At 70.7% G+C, this 24,453-nt stretch carries 18 protein-coding genes; 4 read left to right on the top strand and 14 right to left on the bottom strand.

The annotated features are described in order from the left end of the window. Nucleotides 1–9: 9 nt before the first annotated feature. The 12 genes from QM517_RS00240 to QM517_RS00185 form a co-directional block, all read right to left on the bottom strand. Nucleotides 10–1,656: an ABC1 kinase family protein gene (locus QM517_RS00240; protein WP_283284316.1), complete on the bottom strand. Its 1,647-nt coding sequence runs from the start codon at nucleotides 1,654–1,656 to the stop codon at nucleotides 10–12. Further along, nucleotides 1,656–4,862, bottom strand: a complete 3,207-nt coding sequence (locus QM517_RS00235) for an HAD-IA family hydrolase (protein WP_283284315.1) — start codon at nucleotides 4,860–4,862, stop codon at nucleotides 1,656–1,658. The genes QM517_RS00240 and QM517_RS00235 overlap by 1 nt, the downstream gene beginning before the upstream one ends. Before the next feature lie 19 nt (nucleotides 4,863–4,881). After that, nucleotides 4,882–7,476, bottom strand: coding sequence for a heavy metal translocating P-type ATPase (locus tag QM517_RS00230; RefSeq protein WP_283284313.1), 2,595 nt, complete (start codon nucleotides 7,474–7,476; stop codon nucleotides 4,882–4,884). After that, nucleotides 7,473–9,926 carry a phosphoketolase family protein gene (locus QM517_RS00225; RefSeq protein ID WP_283284312.1) on the bottom strand — a complete coding sequence of 818 codons (2,454 nt, stop codon included), beginning with the start codon at nucleotides 9,924–9,926 and terminating at the stop codon, nucleotides 7,473–7,475. The genes QM517_RS00230 and QM517_RS00225 overlap by 4 nt, the downstream gene beginning before the upstream one ends. A gap of 58 nt (nucleotides 9,927–9,984) precedes the next feature. Then, on the bottom strand, nucleotides 9,985–10,842 hold the full coding sequence (locus QM517_RS00220; RefSeq protein ID WP_259977987.1) for a F510_1955 family glycosylhydrolase: 858 nt from the start codon (nucleotides 10,840–10,842) through the stop codon (nucleotides 9,985–9,987). A gap of 196 nt (nucleotides 10,843–11,038) precedes the next feature. Then, nucleotides 11,039–11,665: a DUF305 domain-containing protein gene (locus tag QM517_RS00215; RefSeq protein ID WP_259977989.1), complete on the bottom strand. Its 627-nt coding sequence runs from the start codon at nucleotides 11,663–11,665 to the stop codon at nucleotides 11,039–11,041. 105 nt (nucleotides 11,666–11,770) lie between these two features. After that, nucleotides 11,771–12,262, bottom strand: coding sequence for a DUF6153 family protein (locus tag QM517_RS00210; protein WP_259977990.1), 492 nt, complete (start codon nucleotides 12,260–12,262; stop codon nucleotides 11,771–11,773). A 154-nt stretch (nucleotides 12,263–12,416) separates the two neighbouring features. Then, entirely contained in the window at nucleotides 12,417–12,998 is a 582-nt protein-coding gene (locus QM517_RS00205) for a hypothetical protein (RefSeq protein WP_283284309.1), read from the bottom strand. Between the two features lie 29 nt (nucleotides 12,999–13,027). Next, the gene (locus tag QM517_RS00200) at nucleotides 13,028–13,294 is read right to left on the bottom strand and encodes a hypothetical protein (RefSeq protein ID WP_259977992.1); all 267 of its coding nucleotides are present in this window, start codon (nucleotides 13,292–13,294) and stop codon (nucleotides 13,028–13,030) included. 20 nt (nucleotides 13,295–13,314) lie between these two features. Then, nucleotides 13,315–15,594, bottom strand: a complete 2,280-nt coding sequence (locus QM517_RS00195; RefSeq protein ID WP_283284306.1) for a heavy metal translocating P-type ATPase — start codon at nucleotides 15,592–15,594, stop codon at nucleotides 13,315–13,317. Next, nucleotides 15,591–15,944, bottom strand: coding sequence for a heavy-metal-associated domain-containing protein (locus QM517_RS00190; protein WP_259977994.1), 354 nt, complete (start codon nucleotides 15,942–15,944; stop codon nucleotides 15,591–15,593). Before QM517_RS00190 ends, QM517_RS00195 begins: the two co-directional genes overlap by 4 nt. 46 nt (nucleotides 15,945–15,990) lie before the next feature. Then, nucleotides 15,991–16,275, bottom strand: a complete 285-nt coding sequence (locus QM517_RS00185) for a metal-sensitive transcriptional regulator (protein WP_259977995.1) — start codon at nucleotides 16,273–16,275, stop codon at nucleotides 15,991–15,993. Nucleotides 16,276–16,370: 95 nt separating this feature from the next. On the opposite strand from QM517_RS00185, the gene QM517_RS00180 reads away from it, so the two are divergent. Beyond that, a complete protein-coding gene (locus QM517_RS00180; RefSeq protein ID WP_259977996.1) occupies nucleotides 16,371–16,892 on the top strand; it encodes an ATP-binding protein in 522 nt (173 codons plus the stop codon). A 113-nt stretch (nucleotides 16,893–17,005) separates the two neighbouring features. Next, nucleotides 17,006–17,494, top strand: a complete 489-nt coding sequence (locus tag QM517_RS00175) for a hypothetical protein (RefSeq protein ID WP_259977997.1) — start codon at nucleotides 17,006–17,008, stop codon at nucleotides 17,492–17,494. On the opposite strand, the gene QM517_RS00170 is transcribed toward QM517_RS00175, so the two are convergent. Next, a complete protein-coding gene (locus tag QM517_RS00170) occupies nucleotides 17,484–18,605 on the bottom strand; it encodes an acetate/propionate family kinase (RefSeq protein WP_283284303.1) in 1,122 nt (373 codons plus the stop codon). The two genes, QM517_RS00175 and QM517_RS00170, sit on opposite strands and share 11 nt — an antisense overlap. Nucleotides 18,606–18,737: 132 nt before the next feature. Here QM517_RS00170 and QM517_RS00165 point away from each other — a divergent pair, with 132 nt between their 5' ends. Beyond that, nucleotides 18,738–19,073 (top strand): cytochrome c biogenesis CcdA family protein, encoded by a 336-nt coding sequence (locus tag QM517_RS00165; RefSeq protein ID WP_441338900.1) that lies wholly within the window; start codon nucleotides 18,738–18,740, stop codon nucleotides 19,071–19,073. 400 nt (nucleotides 19,074–19,473) lie between these two features. Here QM517_RS00165 and QM517_RS00160 read toward each other — a convergent pair whose 3' ends face one another. Further along, nucleotides 19,474–20,589, bottom strand: a complete 1,116-nt coding sequence (locus QM517_RS00160; protein ID WP_283284301.1) for a DNA cytosine methyltransferase — start codon at nucleotides 20,587–20,589, stop codon at nucleotides 19,474–19,476. A 271-nt stretch (nucleotides 20,590–20,860) separates the two neighbouring features. Here QM517_RS00160 and mobF point away from each other — a divergent pair, with 271 nt between their 5' ends. Next, the gene (mobF, locus tag QM517_RS00155; protein WP_283284299.1) at nucleotides 20,861–24,424 is read left to right on the top strand and encodes a MobF family relaxase; all 3,564 of its coding nucleotides are present in this window, start codon (nucleotides 20,861–20,863) and stop codon (nucleotides 24,422–24,424) included. Nucleotides 24,425–24,453: the final 29 nt, after the last annotated feature.

Below are 24,453 nucleotides of genomic sequence, written 5' to 3'. Positions count from 1 at the left end.
CCGCGGCGGTCATCGCCGTCGCCGCGTGGTCCAGAGCAGGTAGCCGCCGAGTGCGGTGACCACGCTCGCGCCGGCGCCGATCATGACGCCTTCCCGCGAGCGCCATCTCGTGTTCCCGCTGACGAGTTCGCCGATGCCGTTGATCAGGGCGGCGGTGATCATGCCGGCGATCAGGCGATTGCCGATCCGTTCAGCCCGTCCCACGAGCGGTTCCAGTTCGGCCGCGCGCAGGTGCACCTCGAGGCCGCCGTTCTCCAGCACCCGCCGGAGCTGCTTGAGCGTTCCGGGCAGCTCGAGCAGCAGTGCTCCGGCATCCGCGGATGCCTGTGCCCAGCGTTTCGCCAGGGCGGGGAGGGAGAACTGTCGCTGCACGATCCGCTCCGAGAAGGGGGTGAGCGCCTGCAGCATCTCGAACTCGGGGTCGAGCCGTGCCGCCAGTGCCTCGCCCATCATCAGGACCTTGAACAGCAGAGCGGTCTGCTGCGGCAGCTGGAGGTGGTGGTGGCGCAGCAGGGCGAGCAGCTCTCCGAGCAGGTGGCTGAGGTGGATCTCGGACAGGGGACGCCCGCGATACCGCGACACGAAGACGTCCAGGGAGCGGCCGAGCTCGCCGCGGTCGGAGGTGTTCTTGGTGATCGAGAGCGCGAGCAGGGCCGTGGCGAGCGCGTCGGAATCTCCGCGGGTGAAGGCGAGCAGCACGTCGGAGAGCTGCTCGGTGACCTCTTCGTCGAGTTGGCCGACCATGCCGAAGTCGATGAGGGCGATGGATCCGTCGGGGTGGATGAACATGTTTCCCGGGTGCGGGTCGGCGTGGAAGAAGCGGTTCTCGAACACCATGGTGAGGATGAGGTCTGCGCCTCGCCGGGCCAGCTGGCGCCGGTCGATGCCGGCCGCGTCCAGGGCGGGCAGGTCGTCGACTCGGATGCCGTGCATCCGTTCCAGGGTCAGCACACGTGACGTGGTCGTCTCCCAGAACACCTGGGGGACGGCGACGTCGGGTGAGTCGGCGAAGTCGGCGGCGAACCGCTCCGCGTTCCGGCCCTCCTGCAAATAGTCGAGCTCGGCGCGCAGCGTGCGGGAGAACTCCTCGACGATGCCCGGCAGGTTGTACTGGCGGGCGGACTCCCACCGTTTGTCGGCGCGCTCGGCGAGGTTCTGCAGGATCTCCAGGTCTTCGTGGATCTGGGCGACCGCGCCGGGTCGGCGGACCTTCACGACGACCTGGGTGCCGTCGTGGAGGATCGCGGCATACGCCTGCCCGATCGACGCGGCGGCCAGCGGTTGCGGGTCGAACTGTGCGAAGAGCTGTTCCGGGTCCGCGCCGAGCTCCTCGCGGATCACCGCCTTCATCGGCTCCCAGTCCTCGGGCGGCGCGGCGTCCTGAAGCTTGGCGAGCTCGGCGAGGTAGGCGGCGGGCAGCAGGTCGTTGCGGGTGGACAGCAGCTGGCCGAGTTTGATGAAGGTCGGTCCGAGCTCCTCGAGGGCGAATCGGAGGTGTTCCGGGCTGGTGTAGGGCTCGTCCCGGCGCGCATGCCCGAGAACACCCTTGTTGAAGGGAATCCACTTCTCCAGTCCGAGCAGCCCGAGTCCGAGTCCGAGTCCGTGGTGCTCGAGGATGGTGGCGATGCGCCGATACCGGCTCCGATGCGTGCTCATCAGTCGAGGCCTCCTTCGCGGTTGGTCGCGTCGCGGGCCGAGCTGCCCGGGCCGATCGCGAACGTCCTGATCTGTCCGGCCGAGAGCGGCACGGCGACCGCGCCGACGCGCACGTGGATCGCGGGTGCTGAGCCGGCGTGCACGCGAAGCTCCAGGCTGCGGTCACGGAGCATCACGTCGACGAGGTGGCCGCGGTATCGGATCTGGAACCCGACCCGGGTGAGGTTCGGAGGCAGTCGGGGGGCGAAGACGAGCTCGTCGTCACCGAGGGTCATGCCGGCGAAGGAGCGGACTGGCAGGTCGATGGTGCCGGCCATCGCGCCGAGGTGGATCCCTTCGCGGGTCGTGCCGCCCTGGGAGTCGTCGAGGTCGGCGATCAGCGCCTCGCGGAACGCGATCCAGGAGCGGGACGGGTCGATGCCGGCCAGGACGGAGGCGTTCACGACTCGGCTGAGCGTCGACCCGTTGGCCGTGCGGGCGAGGTAGTACTCGACCGTGCGGGTCAGGTCCTGCTCGGAGAACGGGTAGCCGAGCGTGGCGAGCTGCGCCCGGAGCCCGTCGTGGCCGAGCAGGTAGACCAGCATGACGACGTCGGGCTGCTTGGCGAGCTTGTACCGGTTGGTGCTGTCGTTCTCGGACTCGAGGATGAGGTCGAGCCGGCCGATGTTCCCGTACTCCTCGCGGTAGTGGTCCCAGTCCAGCTCCTGCAGGCTCTCGTAGCCGTCGAACTGGGTGAGGATGCCGTCGCGGTGGAACCCCACCGCGAGTCGTGTGCTGAGCCGGGCCCATCCCGCGATCTCCTCGTCGGTGACGCGGAGCCGGTCGCGGAGGCTCTCGCCGCGGTGCCCGTGGAGCAGGGCGAGTGTCTGGGCCGCTCGCGTGGCGACCCACGAGGCGAGGACGTTGGTGTACGTGTTGTCGCGCAGGCCGCTGCCGGGAGCGTCCGGGGCGCCGTCATGGAACTCGTCGGGTCCCATCACCCCGGCGATGTGGAAGCGGTCGGTGGCAGTGTCGTGCTCGGCGAGCGAGGCGAACAGGCGGGTGACCTCGATGATCAGCTCGCCGCCGCGTTCGGCGAGCCACTCGAGGTCGCCGGTGGCCTGGTAGTGCTGCCAGGCGTTGTAGGCGATGGCCAGGCCGACGTGGCGTTGACGGTGGGAGTTGTCCGGCATCCACCGGCCCGAACGCGGGTTGTAGAGCGCCTCGGGCGTCTCCTCGCGACCGTCGCTGCCGCTCTGCCAGGGGAAGAGGACTCCGGCGAGTCCGGCGGCGGTCGCCGCGGCGCGGGCGGCGTCCAGTCGCCGCCAGCGGTAGTCGATCAGCGCCCGGCTGATCTCGGGCGTGCGCAGAGCGATCACGGGCAGGACGAACACCTCGTCCCAGAAGACGTGCCCCCGATACCCCTCACCGTGCAGGCCGCGGGCGGGCACCCCGGCGTCGAGCTCGACGGTGTGAGGCGAGAGGGTCTGGAGCAGGTGGAAGACGTGCAGGTTCAGGATGAGTCGGCTGTGCGTGTCGGCGTCCAGGGTGACCGCGAAGCGTTCCCAGAGTCGCCGCCACGCCGCCGCGTGGCGTTCCCGCAGCCCCTCGACGTCGCCATCGCGCTCGGTGAGCAGGGTCAGGGCGGCACCACCCGGCTCGCTGATCGCCCGATCGTGGGAGGTGTAGATCGCGACCGTCTTGGTGAGGGTGACAGGTCGACCCTGCTCCAGAGGGATGCGGAACTCCCGGGTGTACTGCGATGACGCGTCGATGCGGTGATCGGTCGCGCTGTCGGTTCCGGTGAGGGTCGTGCGGACGGCGGTGGCGATGTGGACCCGGCTCTGTCGGGTCCGCACCTCGCAGAGGGTGGTGTCGCCGACGTGGCGGAACGTCGGCTGCGTGAGGTGGGTGGCGTCCGATCCGAGGTACGCGGCCACGTTGCTGTTGCGCACCCCGGCGTCGATCCCGGCGCGGAGGGTGACCGTGCCGCTCCAGTCGGGGGCGGTGAGCGTGGTCTCCAGCACGGCCAGGTGAGGTTCGTCCAGGGAGGTGAACGTCGTCTGCACGAAGTCGAGTCGATCCCCGTTCCCAGCGGTGAGGACCGCGCGGCGGACGACCAGGCCGCGGCGCAGGTCGAGCTCGCGTTGTTCGCTGTGCGTCACGACCTGGCCGGTGGACAGCCACGGCCCGTCTCCGATGCGGAGGTCCACCGGAAGCCAGTTGGGCGTGTTGACGAGATGCTCCTCCTCGAGCTCGCGCCCGTGGATGGTGCTCGCCAGTCGGTTGTACACGGCGGCGAGGTAGGTGCCGGGATAGTGGATGCCGTCGTCGTGGTGCTCGGGCCGGGCGCCACGGGTGGCCAGGTAGCCGTTGCCCAGCGCGGTGAGCGCCTCCCGGTGCCCTTCGTGCGCGGGGTCGAAGCCGTCGTAGACCAGCTGCCACGGATCCGTGGTGGAGACGCCCAGGTCGAGCTCGGCGACATCGGCCAGGACGAGGTCGGCGCCCGCGGCCTCGAGCTGCTCCCGCGCTCCGGCGCGGTCGATGCCGACGACGAAGCCGAAGCCTCCGCGCCTCGCGGCCGCTACGCCGGCGACCGAGTCCTCGACGACCGCGGTGCGGGCCGCGGCGACACCCAGTCGCCGGGCCGCCTCCACGAACATGGCGGGATCCGGCTTGCCTTTCAGGTGGTGCGTGAGCGCGATCCGGCCGTCCACCACGGTGTCGAAGCAGCCGGCCAGTCCTGCGGCGGCGAGCATCTGCTGCGCGTTCCGGCTCGCGGTGACCAGCCCGACCGGCACGGCCGCGTCCCGCAGGCGATGCAGCAGCGCCGCCGTGCCCGGATAGACCCGCAGCCCGCGGGTGTCCAGCTCCGCCAGGAACAGCTCGTTCTTGCGCGCCGCGAGCCCCGCGATCGTCCACGCCGTTGGTGGGTCGTCGGGATCTCCGGCGTCCAGGGCGATCCCACGGGCCGTCAGGTACGCCGATACCCCGTCCTCGCGGGTTCGCCCGTCCACATAGCGGCGGTAGTCGGCGACCGGGTCGAAGGTCGTCTCGGGGTCGTCCACCTGCACACGCGGGTCTCGCAGCACCTCGTCGAACAGCTGCTTCCACGCGGCGGCATGGATCGCGGCGGTGTTCGTGACCACGCCGTCCATGTCGAACAGCACCGCGTCGTAGACGGCATCGAGGTGGTGAGTCCCGTGCTCTGCGGGCCGCGGAGTCATCGCGGCGCCTCGCGTCCGGTCATGAGGCGCCGCCGGGCGTCGACGCCGGGGCGAGGCTGCTCGCCTCTGCCGGGGCCGCGGGGGCCTGCTGGGCGGGCAGCCGGAGCCGCTTGAGCAGGAGCGCGTTGACGGCGACGATCACGCTGGAGCCGGACATGCTGATGGCGGCGATCTCCGGGGAGAGCATGATCCCGAACGCGGGGTAGAACACGCCGGCGGCGATGGGCAGCGCGATCGCGTTGTAGCCGATGGCCCAGCCGAGGTTCTGCCGCATCTTCCGCAGCGTGCCCTTCCCGATCTTCAGCGCGATCGCGACATCGAGCGGGTCGGAGCGCATCAGGACGACGTCTGCGGTCTCGATGGCGACGTCGGTGCCGGCGCCGATCGCGATGCCGAGGTCCGCCTGGGCGAGGGCGGGGGCGTCGTTGACGCCGTCGCCGACCATCGCGACCTTCTTGCCGGATGCCTGGAGTTCGGCGATCTTGGCGGACTTGTCCTCGGGCAGCACGTCGGCGATCACGGTGTCGATGCCCAGCAGCGAGGCGATGCGCTCGGCGGTGGGCTTGTTGTCGCCGGTGAGCATCGCCACCTCGATGCCCTGCTCGTGGAGTGCGTCGATCGCGGCTTTCGCGGTGTCGCGGGGGGCGTCGGCGAGGGCGATCACGCCGGCGATCTGCCCGTCGACGGCGAACATGATCGCGGTGCGGCCGCCGTCTGCGAGGGCCTGCTGCTGCGAGACGACCGGGCCGGTGTCGATGCCCTGCGCGGCCATCAGCCGGGCGTTGCCGAGCACCACCTGCTTCCCGTCCACGGTGGCGATCGCGCCCTGCCCGGTGACGTTGCGGAACGCGGACGCGGTGCGGCGCGGGATGTTCCGGCTGTCGGCGTAGGTGACGATCGCCTTGGCCAGCGGGTGCTCCGACTCCCGCTCGAGCGCGGCGGCGAGGGCGAGCAGCTCGAGGTCGTCCATGCCGATGGGGATGTAGTCGGTGACCTCCGGCTCGCCCTTGGTGAGCGTGCCGGTCTTGTCCAGCACGACGGTGTCGATGTGCGCGGCGGTCTCGATGCCGGTCGCGTTCTTGAACAGCACGCCGCGCTTGGCGCCCAGGCCCGTGCCGACCATGATCGCGGTCGGCGTGGCGAGCCCGAGGGCGTCGGGGCAGGTGATGACGACGACGGTGATCGCGAACAGGATCGCCATCGGCAGCTCCGCCCCGGCGAGGAACCACACCAGGAACGTCAGGGTGCCGCCGAGGAGGGCGAGCAGGACGAGCCAGAACGCGGCCCGGTCGGCGAGGCGTTGGCCGGGGGCTTTGGAGTTCTGCGCCTCCTGCACCAGCTTCACGATCTGCGCCAGCGCGGTGTCCGCGCCGACCTTCGTGGCGCGCACACGGAGTGTGCCGACGGTGTTCACGGTCGCCCCGATCACCTCCGAGCCGGGCGCCTTCTCGACCGGCATGGACTCGCCGGTGACCATCGACTCGTCGATCTCGGACTCGCCGTCCTCCACCACGCCGTCGGTGGGGACCTTCGCGCCGGGGCGGATGAGCATGAGGTCACCGGGGACGACCTCGGAGGTGGGAATCTCGACCTCCTCGCCGTCGCGGAGGACGACCGCGCGGGCGGGCGCGAGCTCCAGCAGCCGACGGATGGCGTCGTTCGCACCTCCCCGGGCGCGCATCTCGACCCAGTGCCCGAGCAGCACGAAGGTGGCCAGCACGGTCGCGGCTTCGTAGAACACCTCGCCGCCTCCGGTGAGGGTGATGATCAGGCTGTAGATCCAGCCGGCGCCGACACCGACCGCGACCAGCACCATCATGTCCAGGGTGCGGGCGCGCAGAGCCCGGTAGGCGCCGTCGAAAAAGATCCAGGCCGAGTAGAAGATCACCGGCAGCGACAGGATCAGCATGAACACGTCGTCGCGCAGCCCGAACGGGGCCGGCGCCTCGAAGCCGAGCACCTCCCGGCCGATCGGGGACCACAGGGTGATCGGGATCGACAGGATCAACGCGACCAGGAACCGGTTGCGCATGTCGCGGATCATCGCCGCCATCGACATGCCGCCGTGATGCCCGCCGTGGCCCATCACATCCTGCGCGCTGCGGCCGGCCGGCTGAGCCCCGTGATCGTGCCCACCCTCGGTGGCCGGAGCGTGACCGGCATGCTCACCGGCGTCCACTGCGGAGTGGTCAGCGTGGTCCGCTGCCGGGTGCGGGTGCTCGTGCCCCGCCGGGGTGTCATGACCGGTGGAGACCGCGCGTCCCTCGTGCTCGGCGTGTTCCTGGTGGCCGTCGTGCGCGTCATGCCCGGCGCGGGCATCGTGCTCGGCGTGGTCGTGGTGGTCGGCGTGCTCGTGGGGTTCGTGGGCGGGGTCGCAGATGTGGTCCGGGACGGACTGCCCGGCGCAGTGGTAGCCGCATTCGATCACCCACTTCTGCAGGTGCGCGACCGAGGTGGCCTGCGGGTCGTAGGTGACGGTCGCGGTCTGGGAGACCGGGTTCGCGTCGACGGACAGGACGCCCGGCTGGCGGGCGAGGTGGGCTTCGGTGACGTTCTTGGAGGTCGCGCGGATCATGCCGCTGACCTGCAGGGTCACGGTCTTGGTGTCGGTCATCGGATTTCCTTCGCGGTGGAGGGGTGGTTCGGGTCAGTGTCGGGGTGGGGCCAGCGCCAGTCGGCGACGGCGGGGATGTCGGTGCCGTGCTCGCGGGTGTGGGCGCGGGCGCACAGCCGGGCGTCGACGAGTTCCTGCCGCAGCTGCGCGTGGGTCGCGGCAAGGCCCGGGACGTGGTCGAGGACGTCGATCGCGAGCCGGTAGCGGTCGAGGTCGTTGAGCATGACCATGTCGAACGGCGTCGTGGTGGTGCCCTTCTCCACGAAGCCGCGCACGTGCAGGTTCTGGTGCCCGGCGCGCTTGTAGGTGAGCCGGTGGATCAGCCACGGGTAGCCGTGGTAGGCGAAGATCACCGGCTTGTCGGGGGTGAAGATCGCGTCGAACTCCCGGTCCGGCAGGCCGTGCGGGTGCTGGTCCTCGGATTGCAGCCGGGTCAGGTCGACCACGTTCACGACCCGCACCGACAGGTCCGGGATGTGCTCGCGCAGCAGCGCGGCCGCGGCGAGGACCTCGAGGGTGGGCACGTCGCCAGCGGCGGCGAGCACCACGTCCGGCTCGGTCCCCTCGGTCTCGGTGCCGGCCCACGGCAGGATGCCCAGGCCCCGGGTGCAGTGCTCGATCGCCTCGTCCATGGTGAGCCACTGCGGGGCGGGCTGCTTCCCGGCGACGACGACGTTGATGTAGCCGGTGGAGCGCAGGCAGTGGTCGTAGGTGGACAGCAGCGTGTTCGCGTCGAACGGGAGGTAGACCCGGACGATGTCGGGGCTCTTGTTCAGGGCGAGGTCGATGAACCCGGGATCCTGATGGCTGAACCCGTTGTGGTCCTGCCGCCAGACGTGGCTGGAGAGCAGGTAGTTGAAGCTCGGCACCGGTTCCCGCCAGGGCACCTCGCGGGCGGCTTCGAGCCATTTGGCGTGCTGGTTGAACATCGAGTCGACGATGTGCGTGAACGCCTCGTAGCAGTTGAACAGGCCGTGCCGGCCGGTCAGGACGTACCCTTCGAGCCAGCCCTGGCACTGGTGCTCGCTGAGCACCTCCATCACCCGCCCGGTCGGCGCCAGATACTCGTCCACCGGCAGCACGGTCGCGTTCCACTGCTTGCCGGTGGCCTCGAACACGGGCGGGGCGAGCCGGTTGGAGGCGGTCTCGTCGGGGCCGAAGATGCGGAAGTTGTCCGGGTTGTGCCGGATCACGTCGGCGAGCCACTCGCCAAGCATCCGGGTCGCCTCCGCCGTTCCCGCGCCTCGCGCCTCGGGGTCGACCGGGTGGGCGTGGTCGCGGAAGTCGCCCAGGCGCAGCGGGACGGTCAGCTGCCCGCCGTTCGCGACCGGGTTCGCGCTCATCCGCCGCGCTCCCACCGGGGCGGCGGCGACCGTGGCGGGGAACGGGGCGCCGTCGGCGTCGAAGAGCTCGTCGGGCCGGTAGGAGGCCAGCCAGTCCTGGAGGATCTGCAGGTGCTCGGGGGTGTCGCGGACCTCGGCGAGCGGCACCTGGTGGGACCGCCAGGTGCCCTCCACGGGGAGCCCGTCGATCACCGGCGGGCAGGTCCAGCCCTTCGGGCTGCGCAGCACGATCGCTGGCCACGCAGGCCGGCCCTCCAGGGTGCCGGCCGCCGCGGCGGCCTTGATGTCCGCGATCCGGTCCAGCACCTCGTCCAGCACGCCGGCGAACCGGGCGTGGGACTCCCGCGGGTCCTCGCCGTCGAAGCCGACGGTGACCACAAACGGCTCGTGCCCGTAGCCGCGCAGCAGCGCGACCAGCTCGTCCTCGGGGATGCGGGACAGCACCGTCGGGTTGGCGATCTTGTACCCGTTCAGGTGCAGGATCGGCAGCACCACCCCGTCCGCGGCGGGGTTGAGGAACTTGTTGCCGTGCCACGCGGTCGCCAGCGGCCCGGTCTCGGCCTCCCCGTCGCCGATCACGCAGGCGACCAGCAGGTCCGGGTTGTCGAACGCGGCGCCGTAGGCGTGGACGAGGGAGTAGCCGAGCTCGCCGCCCTCGTTGATCGACCCGGGCGTGTCCGGGGAGGCGTGCGAGGGGATGCCGCCGGGGAAGGAGAACTGCCGGAACAGCGCCCGCAGCCCCTCCTCGGTGCGGTCGATCCGCGGGTACAGCTCCGTGTAGGTACCGTCCAGGTAGGCGTTCGCGACCATGCCCGGCCCGCCGTGCCCCGGACCGGTCACGTACAGCGTGTTCAGATCCCGGTCGGTGATCGCCCGGTTGAGGTGGGCGTACAGGAAGTTCAGGCCCGGGGTGGTGCCCCAGTGCCCCAGCAGCCGGGGCTTGATGTGCTCCGCGATGAGCGGGTCGCGCAGCAGCGGGTTGTCCAGCAGGTAGATCTGCCCGATGCTCAGGTAGTTCGCCGCCCGCCACCACGCATCCACCCCCTCCAATCGTTCCGGGGTGACGGCGGTGGTGCGGTGGGCCCAGCGGGCCGGTGCGGTGCTCATGGTCGGTCTCCTCGCGGTTCGCGGCCGGGGCCGCCGAATGTGGTCATGGTGATGGTGGTCATTGTGCGGTCCCTGTCGGGAGGACGACGGTGGTCTCGGTGCCGTGGATCCAGACGATGCCGCGGTCGTCGACGAGCACGACCGCCCCATCTGCGTTCCCGAGCGCCTGGACGGTGCCCGTGGCGGCGCCGACGCTGTCCCAGGATCCGGTGCCGGTGAGCCGCCAGAGGGTGCCGTCGGTGTCGACGCCGACCAGCCCGCCCGTGGAGTCCGCCTCCACCAGGTAGAGCGGCGGCGCATCCGCGACGAGGTCGAAGGTGGCGCCTGCATCCCGGCTCTCCTGCAGGCCCTGCCGCGTCGCGGCGTAGAGGGTGCCGTCGGTGGTGACGGTCAGGTCGGCGGCGGGGAGCTCGGCGCCGTCGATCCAGGTGGTCCCGCCGTCGGGGCTGGTGCGGATGGTGATCGAGCTGGACCCGATCCCGTGGATCGCACCGTCTCCGGCGGTGAGGACGTGGAAGTCCTCCTGCCCGGTGAACGCGACCGGCTCCCAGGTGGTCCCGGCGTCGGTGCTTCGGATGAGTCCCAGGTTGTGCTCGCCGAGCTCCGCCGGGGTGTTCGGTCCGGGGTGCCCGGAGGCGTAGAGGACGTCGCCGTCGGCGGTCAGGCCCATCGCGTCGAAGTCCGCGCCTCCCAGGGGGCCGGAGACGTCGCCGGTGTCGGTGAGGGTGTAGAGGCCGGTGTGGGTGCCCAGCAGCACGGTGCTCCCGCCGAGGTCGACGATGCCGTGCACATGACCGAGACCCGTGTCCGGGGCGGGTGCCGAGATGGCGGTCGGCGTGGGGGTGCAGCCGGTCAGCAGCAGGCCCGCGGCAGCGGCGACGGCAGCGGCCGTGATCGTGGTGGCGTTGCTGCTCATGCGATCGCCTGGATGAAGAGGATGGTCGCCGCGGAGAGGATGATCAGGGCGAGGATGATGCCCACGAAGCACGCGGCCAGAGTCCGGGAAGTCATGATGGGCCTTTCGACGGGCCGGCGCTGTCGGTCAGGACGGATGCGCCGGGCCTCGGGCGGGGCCAGGTCAGGGGTGGTCGGCCCCGCCCGAGGGGTTCGGGTCAGAGGGTGGCGAGGATGTCCTGCATGGTGGTGATCTCGGCGGTCTGTCCGTCGATGATCTGCTGGGCGAGCGCGGCCACGTCCGGGTTCTCGCCGTTGTTCAGCACCATCTGGGCCATGGTGACGGCGCCCTGGTGGTGGCCGACCATGCCCTCGAGGAACAGCCGGGTCGCCTCGACCCCGGTGGCGGCGTCCAGGGCGGCCATGTCGTCGTCGGACATCATCCCGTCGCCGTGGTCCATGCCGCCCATCCCGCCCATGTCGGACATGGAGTCGTCGTAGGGGATTCCCCAGTCCTCGAGCCAGCCCTTCATGGTCTGGATCTCGGGGCCTTGGGCGGCTTTGATCTGCTCGGCGAGGGTCACGACCCGCTCGTCGATGCCGTCCTTGGCCAGGATCTGATCGGCCATCTCGATGGCCTGTTCGTGGTGCGGGATCATCATCGTGACGAACATCTCGTCAGCGGAGTTGAACGATGCCTGCTCGGAGGGGGCGGGGGTGCTGCTGGTCATGCCGCCGGGGCCGTGGTCCATGCCGGGCATGGATCCGTCGGTGGGGGCGCAGCCGGCGAGCACGAGCGCAGCGGCGAGCGCGCCGGTGCTCAGCGCGAGAATGCGGAAACGCATGGGTGGGTGTCCTTGTCTAGTCGGTCGAATGGTGAGTTGATTCCCGTGCCGTATGCGGGCACGGCGCAGCATCTCCCGGCACAGCGGTGACGGGAGGGCGGGGAATCAGGTTCGACTGATCGACAGGACGATGAGGGAAGGTGGTCGGGGGTGCGGTAACGCGGTGAGCACATTCCGCCCGTGCAGGCGCAGCAGGGCGAGGGCGGTGCCCAGGCGGGCCAGCAGCGCCGGGGCGAGCAGCACGATAGTGGCGGCCAGCAGCGCCAGCACGCACGCCATCATCAGCATCGAATGGTCCGGCATTCCGCCCGAGCTGTCGCAGTCGCCCTCGCAGTGCCCGCCCGATGCCTCGGGGCCTGTCCCGATGGTGTTCTCGAGCATGCTCCCGGTCGCGACGGTGCCGCCCAGGTCAGAGTCGGGCGCGGCATGGGCGGCTTCGGAGGCCGCTGCGGGGGTGTCGGCGTGCCCGCTGGTGAGCGTGCCGGTGAGGGTGTGCATGGCCAGCAGGCCGGCGATCAGCAGGAGCGCGGTCGCGAAGGTCAGCAGCAGCCGGTGCAGCCCGGATGGGGCGTGCACCAGGGTTCGGATGTGGTTCACCGCCGACCTCCTTCCCGCGTCCAGCGTACCCCGGTGTGCCTGGATCCCCGCCGGCGCCGATCGGGCGCACGGCGGTCCTGCCCAGCCTGGTCGCCCGACCGATGCCTGGCCAGGGGCGATGGTCCCGGATGGGGACCGGTGCGCGGCAGCCGGCTCATCGGCGGCCCGTTCCGGCGCGGTGGGCCTTCTCCATCAGAGCCAGCAGCCCGAGGGCGTCGTCCTTGATCTGGGTGCGGCCGACGACGGCCCAGTTGCGGGCGAGGTGATCGCGGAGATAGTCGAGGATGTGCTCGAGGGGGACGGTGTGCCAGGAGCCGGACCGATGGGGGCGGGCGGTGTTGCCGAACGCGACCGTGCGGATCAGGTGGCCCTCCGGGGCGAGGACCTGCCCGGTCGTCAGCAGCTCCTGGACGAGGGCGGGCGCGTCGGCGGGGGTGCAGCAGCCGAACCGGGCGAACGCGGCCTCCAGCACCGCGGGGTCGCGCATCGCGGGGTTCAGCTTCGGGGCGCCCTCCTTGACCTCGCCGACGATCATGTCCGGCGCCCCGGGGCGGGCGCCGAGGGCCGGGTCGGGGTCGTCGCCGGGGATGTGGTGCAGTCGGATCGCGAGGATGTCCAGGTCGGTGACGGTGCGCGGCCCGTCCGGACCGGTCGCGTCCAGCACTGGGTACTCGGCGACGGTGAAGTACCCGTTCGCGCGCAGGTAGGCCTGCACCAGCCCGACCGCTGTATCCATCCCGCGCCCCCTTTCCCTGCCGTCGTGGGTCAGGCGGCGTTGGCGTAGCGGGCGGGGTCGGCGTCGAACAGCGGCCCGCACTCGGGGCAGCAGAACCAGTACCGCGCGCTCTCGTAGTCGCGGAACAGGCCGCGCTTCTCGGCCCATGCCGGGTCGACCTGGTTGCCGGGCATGACCGGGCAGGTGACGAGGTCGGTCGCCCCGGCCGGGGGCTCGTGGTGATGGTGCTCGTGGGACCCGTGATCGTGCGCGACGTGCTCGTGGTCGTGGTGCTCGTGGTCGTGGTCGTGTGTCATAGCTGTCTCCTTGCGGGGTGTCAGGCGTGGACGGGGGTGATGTCGCGGCTGGGCGTCGGGACGGTGGGCACTGGGGCGGGCAGGGGGCGGAAGCGGCGCAGTCGGAGGCTGTTGGTGACCACGAAGACGCTGCTGAACGCCATCGCGGCGGCGGCGAGGATGGGGTTGAGCAGGGCGAGCATCGCGACCGGGATCGCGGCGACGTTGTAGGCGAACGCCCAGAACAGGTTGCCCTTGATGGTGCCCAGGGTGCGGCGGGCGAGCCGGATCGCGTCCGGGACCAGGAGCAGGTCGCCGGAGACGATGGTCAGGTCCGCGGCGGTGATGGCCGCGTCGGTGCCGGTGCCCATCGCGATGCCGAGGTCCGCTTGGGCGAGGGCGGCGGCGTCGTTCACGCCGTCGCCGACCATCGCGACCACCCGGCCGGCGGCTTGCAGCTCCCGGATGGTGTCGAGCTTGCCCTGCGGGGTGACTCCGGCGCGGACGTCCTCGATTCCGGCGTCGTCGGCGATGGTGCGGGCGGCGCCCGGGTTGTCGCCGGTGAGCAGGATCGGGGTCAGCCCGAGCCCGCGCAGCCGGGCGATGGCCTCACGGCTGGTGGGCTTGATGGTGTCGGCGACGCTGATCGCGCCGCGCGCCCGCCCGTCCCACGCCACGACGGTCACGGTGGCGCCCGCGGCCTCATCGGCCGTGATCGTCGCGGCGAGCTCGCCGGGGATCGCGATCGCCCATTGCCCGGTGATCCAGGTGGCGCGGCCGGCGGCAACCATGCGGCCGTCGACGATGCCCTGCACGCCTTGGCCGGCCTCGGCGGCGAACGACTCCACGGCATCCACCGGGCCGTCGGCTGCGGCGGTGATGGCGCGGCCGATGGGGTGCTCGGAGCCGTGCTCGAGCGCGGCAGCGACCCGGATCAGCTCCGCCTCATCGGTGCCGGGGGCTGGGTGGATGCCGGTGACGGTCATGGTGCCGGCGGTGATGGTGCCGGTCTTGTCGAGGACGACGGTGTCGATGCGGCGGGTCTGCTCGAGCACCTGGGGTCCGCGGATGAGGATGCCCAGCTGGGCGCCGCGGCCGGTGCCGACCAGCAGAGCGGTCGGCGTCGCCAGCCCCAGCGCGCACGGGCAGGCGATGATCAGGGTGGTCACCGCGGCGGTGAACGCGACCTCCAGCGGCGCTCCCGCGATCAGCCACCCGGCGAACGCGGCCAGGGCGAGGACGATGACGATGGGGACGAAGACTGCCGACACCCGGTCGGCGAGGCGCTGCACCTGTGCCTTGCCGGTCTGCGCCTCCTCGACCAGCCGCGCCATCCGGGCCAGCTCCGTGTCGGCGCCGACCCGCGTGATCTGCACGAGCAGGCGCCCGCCGGTGTTCACGGTCGCTCCGACCACGCGGGATCCGGGGGCGACCTCGACCGGCACGGACTCGCCGGTCAGCATCGACTCGTCCACCGCGGAGACGCCCTCGGTGACCAGGCCGTCGGCGGGGATCTTCTCACCCGGCCGCACCACCACGACATCACCCGGAACGAGCTGTGCGACGGGGACGCGCTGCTCAGTGCCTTCGCGAAGGATCACTGCGTCTTTGGCGCCGAGTTCCAGCAGGGCGCGCAGGGCCTCGCCGGACTGCCGCTTGGCACGGACCTCGAGGTAGCGGCCGAGGAGGATGAACACGGTCACCAGTGCGGCGACCTCCAGGTACACCTCATGACCGCCGGACTGCGGGGTGCCGACGAAGGTGACGCTCATCCGCATTCCCGGCATCCCCGCGCCGCCGAAGAACAGCGCGTACAGCGACCAGCCGAACGCGGCCAGCACGCCGACGCTGATCAAGGTGTCCATCGTCGCCGCCCCATGCCGGGCATTGATCGCCGCGGCGCGGTGGAACGGCCACGCCCCCCACACCACCACCGGGGCGGCCAGGGTGAGCGTGAGCCACTGCCAGTAGGTGAACTGCAGGGCGGGGATCATCGACAGCACCGCCACCGGCACCGCCAGCACCGCCGAGACGATCAGCCGCTGGCGCAGTGACGCCAGCTCCTCGTCCCGCGGGGTGGTCTGCTCATCTGTGTCGGGGGCGGGTGGGGTGGGGACGCTCGCCCCGTACCCGGCCTGCTCGACCGCCGCGATCAGTTCCTCGACCGGCACCGGGGCCTCCGAGTGCACGCGGGCCTTCTCGGTGGCGAAGTTGACGGTCGCCGCCACGCCGGGCAGTTTGTTCAGCTTCCGCTCGACCCGCGTCGCGCACGACGCGCAGGTCATTCCGGTGATGTCGAGATCGACGTCCAGCGTGCTCATGATGTTGCGGCGAGGCTGTATCCGGCCTCCTCGACCGCCTCCCGCACCCGCTCCGCGTCCACCGGGGCGGTGCTGGACACGGTCACCGTGGACACGCCGCCGGGGTGCAGGTCGACCTCGACGCCGGAGACCCCGTCGATCGCGGAGACCTCCTCGGTGACGCTGCGTACGCAGTGCGAGCACGTCATGCCCTCCACCAGGAACTGGGCCGACAGATCGCCCGACGCTGGTTGCGCCGTCGCCGGAGCGGTAGTGCTCGCCGTGGTCGCGTGCGAGGCGGGGCCGCAGCAGGCGCAGCCCCCGCCGTTCGTCGCCTGCAGGCCGAGGTCCTGGAATCTCTGTCCGGTCATGTTGTGCTCCTTTCGCGAGCGTGTTGATGCGTGTGGTGTGAACGTTCTAGGAGCGGACCAGCCGCGCGATCGCGGCGTTCGCTTCGCGGAGCTTCTCCTCCGCGACCGGGCCGCCCTGCGCGGTCGCCTGCGCGACGCAATGCCCGAGATGGTCCTCCAGCAGCGTCAGCGCGACCGACTCCAGCGCCTTCGTCGCCGCCGAGACCTGGGTCAGGATGTCGATGCAGTACACGTCCTCGTCGACCATCCGCGCGATCCCGCGCACCTGCCCCTCCGCCCGATGCAACCGCGCCAGCAGTGCCTGCTTGTCATCCACGTATCCGTGTGCCATCTCAGCCACCTCCGACGTCAATCCTATACCCTCTAGGGGTATAAGGTACTTCGTGAAGAGGATATTCCCGGTGCGGGCAGAGCGAAAGGGCGAACGTGACCAACTGGTACGTCATCACCGGCGGGCCCAGCTCGGGCAAGACCACCACCGTGAACCTGCTGCGGGACCGCGGCTACACCACCACCATCGAGCATGCCCGGCACTATCTCGACCTGCAGCGCATCGCCGGCCGCACCGTCGAGGAGGTCCGCGCGAAGCAGCGGCAGTTCCAGCGCGGCGTCCTGAACATGCAGCTCGCGGAGGAAGCTGCCCTCGACCCGGACGCCACCGTGTTCCTCGACCGGGCCGTCCCCGACTCCCTCGCCTACTACCGCTTCCTCGACCTCGAGCCCGACCCCGCCCTGCTCACCGCGCTCGAGCACGTCGATTACCGCAAGACGTTCATCCTCGACCTGCTGCCCCTGGCCGCCGACTACGCCCGCACCGAGGACACCGCCGCCCAGCAGCGCATCCACGAACTGCTGACCCAGGTGTACGAAGCGCTGCCCTTCCCGGTCGTGCGGGTTCCGGTCCTCAGCGCCGAGGAGCGGGTGCAGTTCATCCTGGACCGGCTCTGACCGCTCTCGCCCGATCGGGGTGTCCTGTGCAACGCTTGGCACCCAGGGCATATCTCACCGGCACAGGTCCAGGCGAGAACGCGCCCCACGGTCGAACAGGACGGATGTCTCGGATGCCCACTCAGGAACGTCTCCGGAAGGACCTGCTAGGCGGCGCTGTCACGACCGCGCTCGGCGTCTTCACCCTCGGGATCGGGGTCTACTTCCTGTTCCTTCGACCCTCCCTCCTGCCCGAAGACATCCGGCATACGGGTATCGACGCCGCCACGCTGCCAGTGGCATTCGTGGACTGGCTCGGGATCGTCTTCTCGACCTGGGGCGGCTTCATCGCGGGGTTCGGGATCGTGCTGCTGGGCATTGGCGCGTCCCTGCTGTCCCGCCGCACGCTGTGGCTCTACCTCGGCACGGCGGCCGGGGTGCTCGTCGCCTTCGGCCGCTTCGTCATCAGCAACATCCTGATCGGCTCGGACTTCCTGTGGTTCATCGCGACCATGTTCGTGCTGGCACTGGTGCTCGCAACCGTCCTCGTCTTGAACGTCATCCGACGGCATCGGACGAACGAGACCGCCTCCTCCGACGTCGACCGAACCGCTAGACGCTGACCGCTGCGAGCGACTGCCGGGCGATCTCGAGCTCCTCGTCCGTGAGAACGATCAGCACGGCGACCGGTGAGCTCGGGTCCGAGATCGCTCGCGCCCCGTCGGCCCTCGCCTCGTTGCGTGCCGGGTCGATCAGGATGCCCAGGCCCGCCATGCCGGAGACCACCGCCGCGCGCGTCGCGGCGGCGTTCTCGCCGACGCCGCCGGTGAAGACGATCGCGTCCGCTCCGCCGAGCTGGGCGAGGTAGGCGCCGAGATAGTGGCGCAGCCGGTGATGGTAAACGTCGAGCGCAGCGGCGGCTCTCGCATCCCCAGCGGCGGCCGCGGCGTGGATGTCGCGCATGTCCTCGGTGCCGGCCAGCGCCCGCAGGCCGCTCTCGCGCGTGAGCAGCGCCTCCAGCCGATCCCATGCTACGCCGGCGCGGCCGAGCGCGAGGAGCACCCCCGGATCCAGGTCCCCGGCGCGAGTGCCCATCACGAGCCCCTCCAGGGGCGTCATGCCCATCGAGGTTTCCACCGAGCGGCCGCCGGCCATTGCGCAAGCGGATGCCCCGTTGCCCAGGTGGAAGATGATCAGCCGAAGCTCCGACAGCGGACGCCCGAGCAGTTCGGCGGTGCGGGCGGAGACGTGCTGGTAGGAGATGCCGTGGAAGCCGTATCGGCGGATCTGATGTCGCTGGACGAGGTCTGCGGGAAGCGCATACGATGCCGACGCAGCCGGCAGGGTGCGGTGGAACGCGGTGTCGAACACCGCGACGTTCGGGATGTCCGGGAAGGCGGCGCGCGCAGCGCGGATGCCGGTCAGGTTGACCGAGTTGTGCAACGGAGCCAGGGTGGCGAGCTCGTCGATCTGATGTTCAACCTCGTCAGTAATCAGCGCAGCCGCTGCGAATCGGTCGCCGCCGTGCACGACGCGGTGGCCGATGACCGCGATGCGCTCGTGCTCCAGTCCGGCCAGCAGCGTGCTGATCACGGCGCCGTGCTCACGCCCATCCGCACCGGCGTGGCCGAGCCGCTCCACGACGCCGCCCCGGATCGTCGTGCCCGTTTCCCCGTCGACCAGTCTCCACTTGACCGAGGATGAGCCCGCATTGAGGACGAAAACGACCGTCATCCGCGACCTCCCGAAGGCTCCACCACCGTAGTCGTCGGATTCTATGGTCTCCACCGCACCGACTTCCGGCCTGCAGCACAGCGCACCGCGAAACTCGGCATCAGACCCTCAACCGGCCTGGCCGGCGCACCCATGCTGGGCATCGCCTTCGGCCTCGGTTGGACGCCCTGTCTCGGCCCCACGCTCGCTGCGATCTCCGCACTCAGCCTCAGCGCCGCATCGGCACCACGGGGCGCACTGCTCGCCACCGTGTACTGTGTCGGCCTCGGCCTGCCGTTCCTGGCCCTCGCCACCGGGCTGGGATGGGCGACCACAGCGACCGCGTTCCTGCGCCGGCACATCCGCGCGATCAACATCGCCGGCGGCGTCGCAATGATCGGAATCGGCATCTTCATGATCAGCGGGCTGTGGACAATGCTCGTCTACTCGCTCCAAGGACTCATCAGCGGGACGGTCTTGCCGATCTAGCTCATCACTAACTCGAGCCCTGTAGGCCGTCGCCGAACCAGAAGCTGGGTCAGGCGCCGTCGGACGGAAGAGGACGGCGTATCCAGGCCGAGTAAAATGCCGCTGGGTTGACGAGCTGGAATCGCCAGTGCGCCTTTTCCTCGCGGTCGAATCCTGGGGCACTCATCCCAACCGCTCCCCGCGGTTCCGCATGAACGAGATCGGGTCGACGACTCAATTTTCTGGCCGAGCAGATGGTGATTGATCGCCCGGGCGCGCGACTCTGCGACGACATCGGCGAGCAGCACAAGCAGCAAGGGCAAGGGCAAGGGCAAGGGCAAGAAAGAGCTAGGCCTTGAAGGCCTCAAGATCCGCTGCGATGGAAAGCCGTGAAGCGTATGGGATGAGCAAGAGGCGCCAACTACATGGTGATACCCCGACGTAAGGCGTCGAGGGCTCGGATCGCTTGGCGTGGTAGGACGCCGTTGCCGAGTGCGGTGAGCTGCTCGCTGCCAGTCAACTCGTGATCGGGGTCTGTGACCCAACCGTCAGGCAAACCCATGAGCCATTCCACGAATCGCGGCGCAGGGCGAGGCTGACCGCCGTCATTCAGGAGGGCCGGCGAGGGGGCAGTCCGTCCGGTGAAGTATTCCCACCGTCGGATGGCTCCGGCGTAGTGTCCCCACCGTCGAACAGCTGCTCGATCAGCGGCCACAGCCCGGCCGGCTCCTTGCCCTGCCAGGATCGGGGTCCGTTCTGCGCCAGGTCGATGATCTGATGCGAGAGGGCGATCGTGCCGCGTCGGGCTCGGACCTGTTCCAGGGTCTCCGCGCCACGGGCGACGTCCGAGGCGAGCGGGGTGCGGAAGAGTGCGCCGGGCGAGGATGAAGATCCGAAATCGGGTGTGGGGTGCGCCGACGTGGGAAGCGGGTAGGCCAAGCCAGCGAGCGTCGTACCGGAGGTCGGCCAGATCGCCGAGTACGGCTCCAAGTGCCCGTAGAGGTCGGGCTGGTGTGTCTCCCAGATTCCACGGGTCGGGTTCCATTGCGCGAAGGGCAGAGCGTTCGGCGGGGGTTGCGAACTCGAGGGCTGCGGAGAGGGGGTTGCTTTCATCGGGGTCGTCCTTTGGTTCGGGGCGTCGAGCGGTGGCCGAGAGCAGGCCACGGACGTTCTCGGCGACGACCCACTCGGGTTGCAGCACGTCGATCGCAGTCGCCATCTGCGCCCAGAGGCCAGAGCGGGTGCCGGGGGCGAGGCCGGCGCGCTTGCCGACCGTGGAGACGTCCTGGCAAGGGAAACCTCCGCACAGCACGTCGACCGGCTCGGTCTGTCGCCAGTCGATCTGGGTGATGTCGCCGAGGTTGGGGACGCCGGGCCAGTGATGCGCGAAGACGCGGGCCGGGGCAGAGTTGAGCTCGGAGAACCACACCGTGCGCCCGCCGAAGACGTGCTCGACGGCGAGGTCGAGGCCGCCGTAGCCGGAGAACAGCGATCCGATCCGCAGCGGGGCGGCCGGGGCGGTGGCTGTGTCGAGCATCGCGGTTCCATGACGGTCGGCGCGTCCCGGTCGAGACGTCGCCGGGCTGGTCACCTTCCAGGTGCGCGCGCCATCCACGCGTCCCGGCGCTCCGCCCGTGATCGCGACACCGATCGCTCAGCGCGTCGGCCCCGGATCGCGTCCGCGAGAGCGTCGTCCCGGTGCGGCCGGTCAGCCGGCCTTCGGTCGGTCCACGCCTCTTGCAGACGAGGTTCGGACCTGGCGCGAGCGCCGGGTCCGAAGCCGGTGATCTCGTTCGCACCTGACGGGCATGACGGTCTCGATGCGGGTGATGAGCGCGGGCGAGGGTTACAAGTACCTGCTCAAGACGGTCGCCTCGGGCGACGGGAACCGTGCCTTGTCGACCCCGCTGACGAGGTACTACCTCGAGGAAGGAACTCCCCCCGGTCGCTGGATGGGCAGCAGCGTGCCGGCCCTCGGCGGCGGGAGGATCGTGTCCGGCGATCCGGTCTCGGAGGCCCAACTCCAGCTGCTTGTCGGCATGGGCCGCGATCCGATCACGGGCGATCCGCTCGGCCGCGCCTACCAGGACTTCTCCACCGCTACCGCTCGTGTGGAGAAGCGGATCGCGTCGCTGGACCCGAGCCTGGGCGTGGTCGCGCGGGCCGAGGCCATCGCGCAGATCGAGGCTGAGGAAGCCGCGCGCGGGACGCGGCGTGCCGTCGCCGGGTTCGACTTCACGTTCTCGATCCCGAAGGCTGCATCGGTCGTGTGGGCGGTTGCGGACGCCGGCACGCAGGCGATCATCGCCGACGCTCACCATGCAGCGGTTGCGGAGGTGGTTGCGTTCATGGAGCGGGAGATTGCGGCTACGCGCGTCGGCGCAACCGGACGCGACGGGGCCGTTGCACAGGTCGGCGTCGGCGGGCTCATTGCAACCGCGTTCGATCACTACGACAGCAGGGCGGGCGATCCCCACTTGCACACCCATGTTGTGCTCTCCAACAAGGTGCAGACGTTGCTGGACGGCAAGTGGCGGTCGCTGGACGGCCGGCCCCTGCACGCGGCGGTCGTCGCCCTGTCGGAGCTGCACGAGGCGGTGTTCGCCGATCACCTCACGCGGACACTAGGCGTCGAGTGGGAGGCGCGGGCTCGTGGCCGGGACCGGAACCCGGCGTGGGCGATCACGACCGTCCCGGAGTCGCTGATCGCGTTGTTCTCCTCCCGGTCGCGGGACATCGACCAGGAGACCGACCGGCTCATCGAGCGATACATCGGCGAGCACGGCCGGCGCCCGTCACCGGCGACGATCGTGAAGCTGCGCGCTCAGGCGACGCTGACGACGAGACCCGACAAGCAGGTGCAATCCCTCGCCGCGCTGACGGCGCAATGGCGTGAGCGTGCGAGTGCGAGCTTGGGCGAGAACGCGACCGAGTGGGCGCGGCGGATCACCGCCGCCCCGTCGCCGCCGATGCTGCGCGCCGATGACGTCCCGCTCGACGTGATCCGCGAACTCGGCCAGACGGTGATCGAGGTCGTCGGCGAGAAGCGGGCGACGTGGCGACGCTGGAACCTCTACGCCGAGGCCGCGCGGCAGACGATGGGGTGGCGATTCGCCAGCACGATGGATCGGGAGGCGATCGTGGGCATGATCGCCGATGCCGCCGAGGCGGGGTCGCTGCGGCTCACGCCGCCTGAGCTGGCGAGCAGCCCGGCGATCTTCCGACGCTCGGACGGCACGAGCGCGTTCCGGCCGAGGCACGCCACGGTCTATTCCTCCGAGCAGCTGCTGGCCGCGGAGGATCGCCTGCTCGAACGGTCCCGGATGCTGACCGCTGCGACGCTCGACCTCGCCCAGCTCGAGCGCGTCACCCGCCGGCCCGACCGTCGCGGTCTCGTGCTCGGCGCCGACCAGGCCGCCGCATTGGCGACGGTCGCCGTCTCCGGCCGCGTCCTCGATGTGCTGGTCGGACCTGCCGGCGCGGGGAAGACGACGGCGATGAGCGCGCTGCGTCGGGCCTGGGAGATGCAGCATGGCGAAGGGTCGGTCATCGGGCTTGCCCCGTCTGCCGCTGCGGCGCAGGTGCTCGGCGACGACCTCGGGATCGTCACGGAGAACACGGCGAAGTGGTGGCAGGATCACCTCGTTCACGGCACGACGTTCCACGCCGGCCAGCTGGTCATCATCGACGAGGCGTCCCTCGCCGGGACGCTGACCCTGGATCGGCTTTCCGCGCTCGTGGCGCAGGCCGGTGCGAAGGCGCTGCTGGTCGGCGATTGGGCGCAGTTGCAGTCGGTCGATGCGGGCGGTGCATTCTCGATGCTCGTCCACGACCGGGACGACGCGCCCGAACTGGTCGACATCCACCGCTTCACGCACCGCTGGGAGAAGGCGGCGTCACTCGGGCTGCGCCACGGCGATGCCGCCGTGATCGACGAGTACGACGCCCACGGTCGGGTTCACGGCGGCGACACCGACACGATGGCGGACGCCGCCTACACAGGATGGCGGAGCGACATGCTCGCCGGACGTCAGTCGGTGCTGATCGCGGAGACCCACGATTCCGTCTCCGCTCTGAACCAGCGGGCGCGCGCCGACCTGATCCTCGACGGCGCCGTGACCCCGCGGCACGGCTCCGTGGTACTGCACGACGGCACGGTCGCCTCACCAGGCGATGCCGTGATCTCCCGCCATAACGACCGGCGCCTGCGCGCCGCAGGGCGCGGCTGGGTCCGCAACGGCGACCGCTGGACGATGACCGCCGTGCGCAGCGACGGCTCGGTCACCGTCCGCCGAGCCGGCCGACGACGCGGCGCGTCCGTGGTGCTGCCTGCCGGCTACGTCCGCGAACACCTGGATCTCGGCTACGCGGTCACCGCGCACCGCGCGCAGGGGCTCACGACTGACACCGCGCATGCGCTGATCGAGGCGACGACGACCAAGGAGAACTTGTACGTCGCGATGACCCGCGGGCGCGAGGCGAACCACGCCTACGTCGCGACCGACCGGCCCGACGGTGTGCATGCCGGCCCGCATCCCAGCGACAACACGGCCGCGACCGCCCGCACGGTGCTGTTCGGCGTCGTCCAGCATTCCGGCGCCGAGCTGTCCGCGCACGAGACGACCACCTCCGAGCAGGAGGCATGGTCGTCCATCCGGCAGATCGCGGCCGAATACGAAACGATCGCCGCCGCCGCGCAGCAAGACCGCTGGGTCGAGCTGATCCGCGCCAGCGGCCTCACCGAGCAGGAGGCCGAGGATGCGATCGCCTCTGACGCCTTCGGCGCGCTCGCCGCCGAGCTGCGCCACGCCGAGGCCAACCACCACGACGTCGCCGTGCTGCTGCCCCGCCTGGTCGCCTCCCGCAGTCTCCACGACGCGGAGGACGTCGCGGCCGTGCTGCACGCGCGCCTGGCCGCCGTCACAGCCAGACCCGCAGGCGCGGGCCGCGCCCGTCGCGCGCCCCGCCTGATCGCCGGGCTCATCCCCGAAGCCGGCGGCCCGATGGACGCACAGATGCGGCGCGCCCTTCAGGAGCGCCGACAGCTCATCGAGGACCGCGCAGACGCGCTCGCTCATGCCGCAGTCGCCGAGCATCTCGCATGGGCCGGCCACCTCGGAGCGCCGCCGACGCGCGAGGCCGCCCGAGCCCGATGGTGGCAGGCTGCCGCGACCATCGCCGCGTACCGAGACCGCTACGGGATCGCAGCGGACATCCCGCTCGGCGCTGCCCCCGATTCGACCGCGCAACGCCTCGACGCCGCCCGCGCCCGCGCAGCGCTCGACCGCGCTCGTGCCCTGACCGACACGGCCGAGGGCGACGCATGGACACCACGCGATCCGCGCGCCGAGCGGAGCGGTCCCAGCCTGTGATCGGCGATGCGCTTCCGATGTCGCACCTG

The organism is Microbacterium sp. IEGM 1404 (assembly GCF_030056775.1).
In the GTDB taxonomy this organism is placed as follows: Bacteria; Actinomycetota; Actinomycetes; order Actinomycetales; family Microbacteriaceae; genus Microbacterium.
The sequence above is the reverse complement of the archived record's forward strand: the minus strand, read 5'-3'. Positions and strand labels throughout refer to the sequence as shown.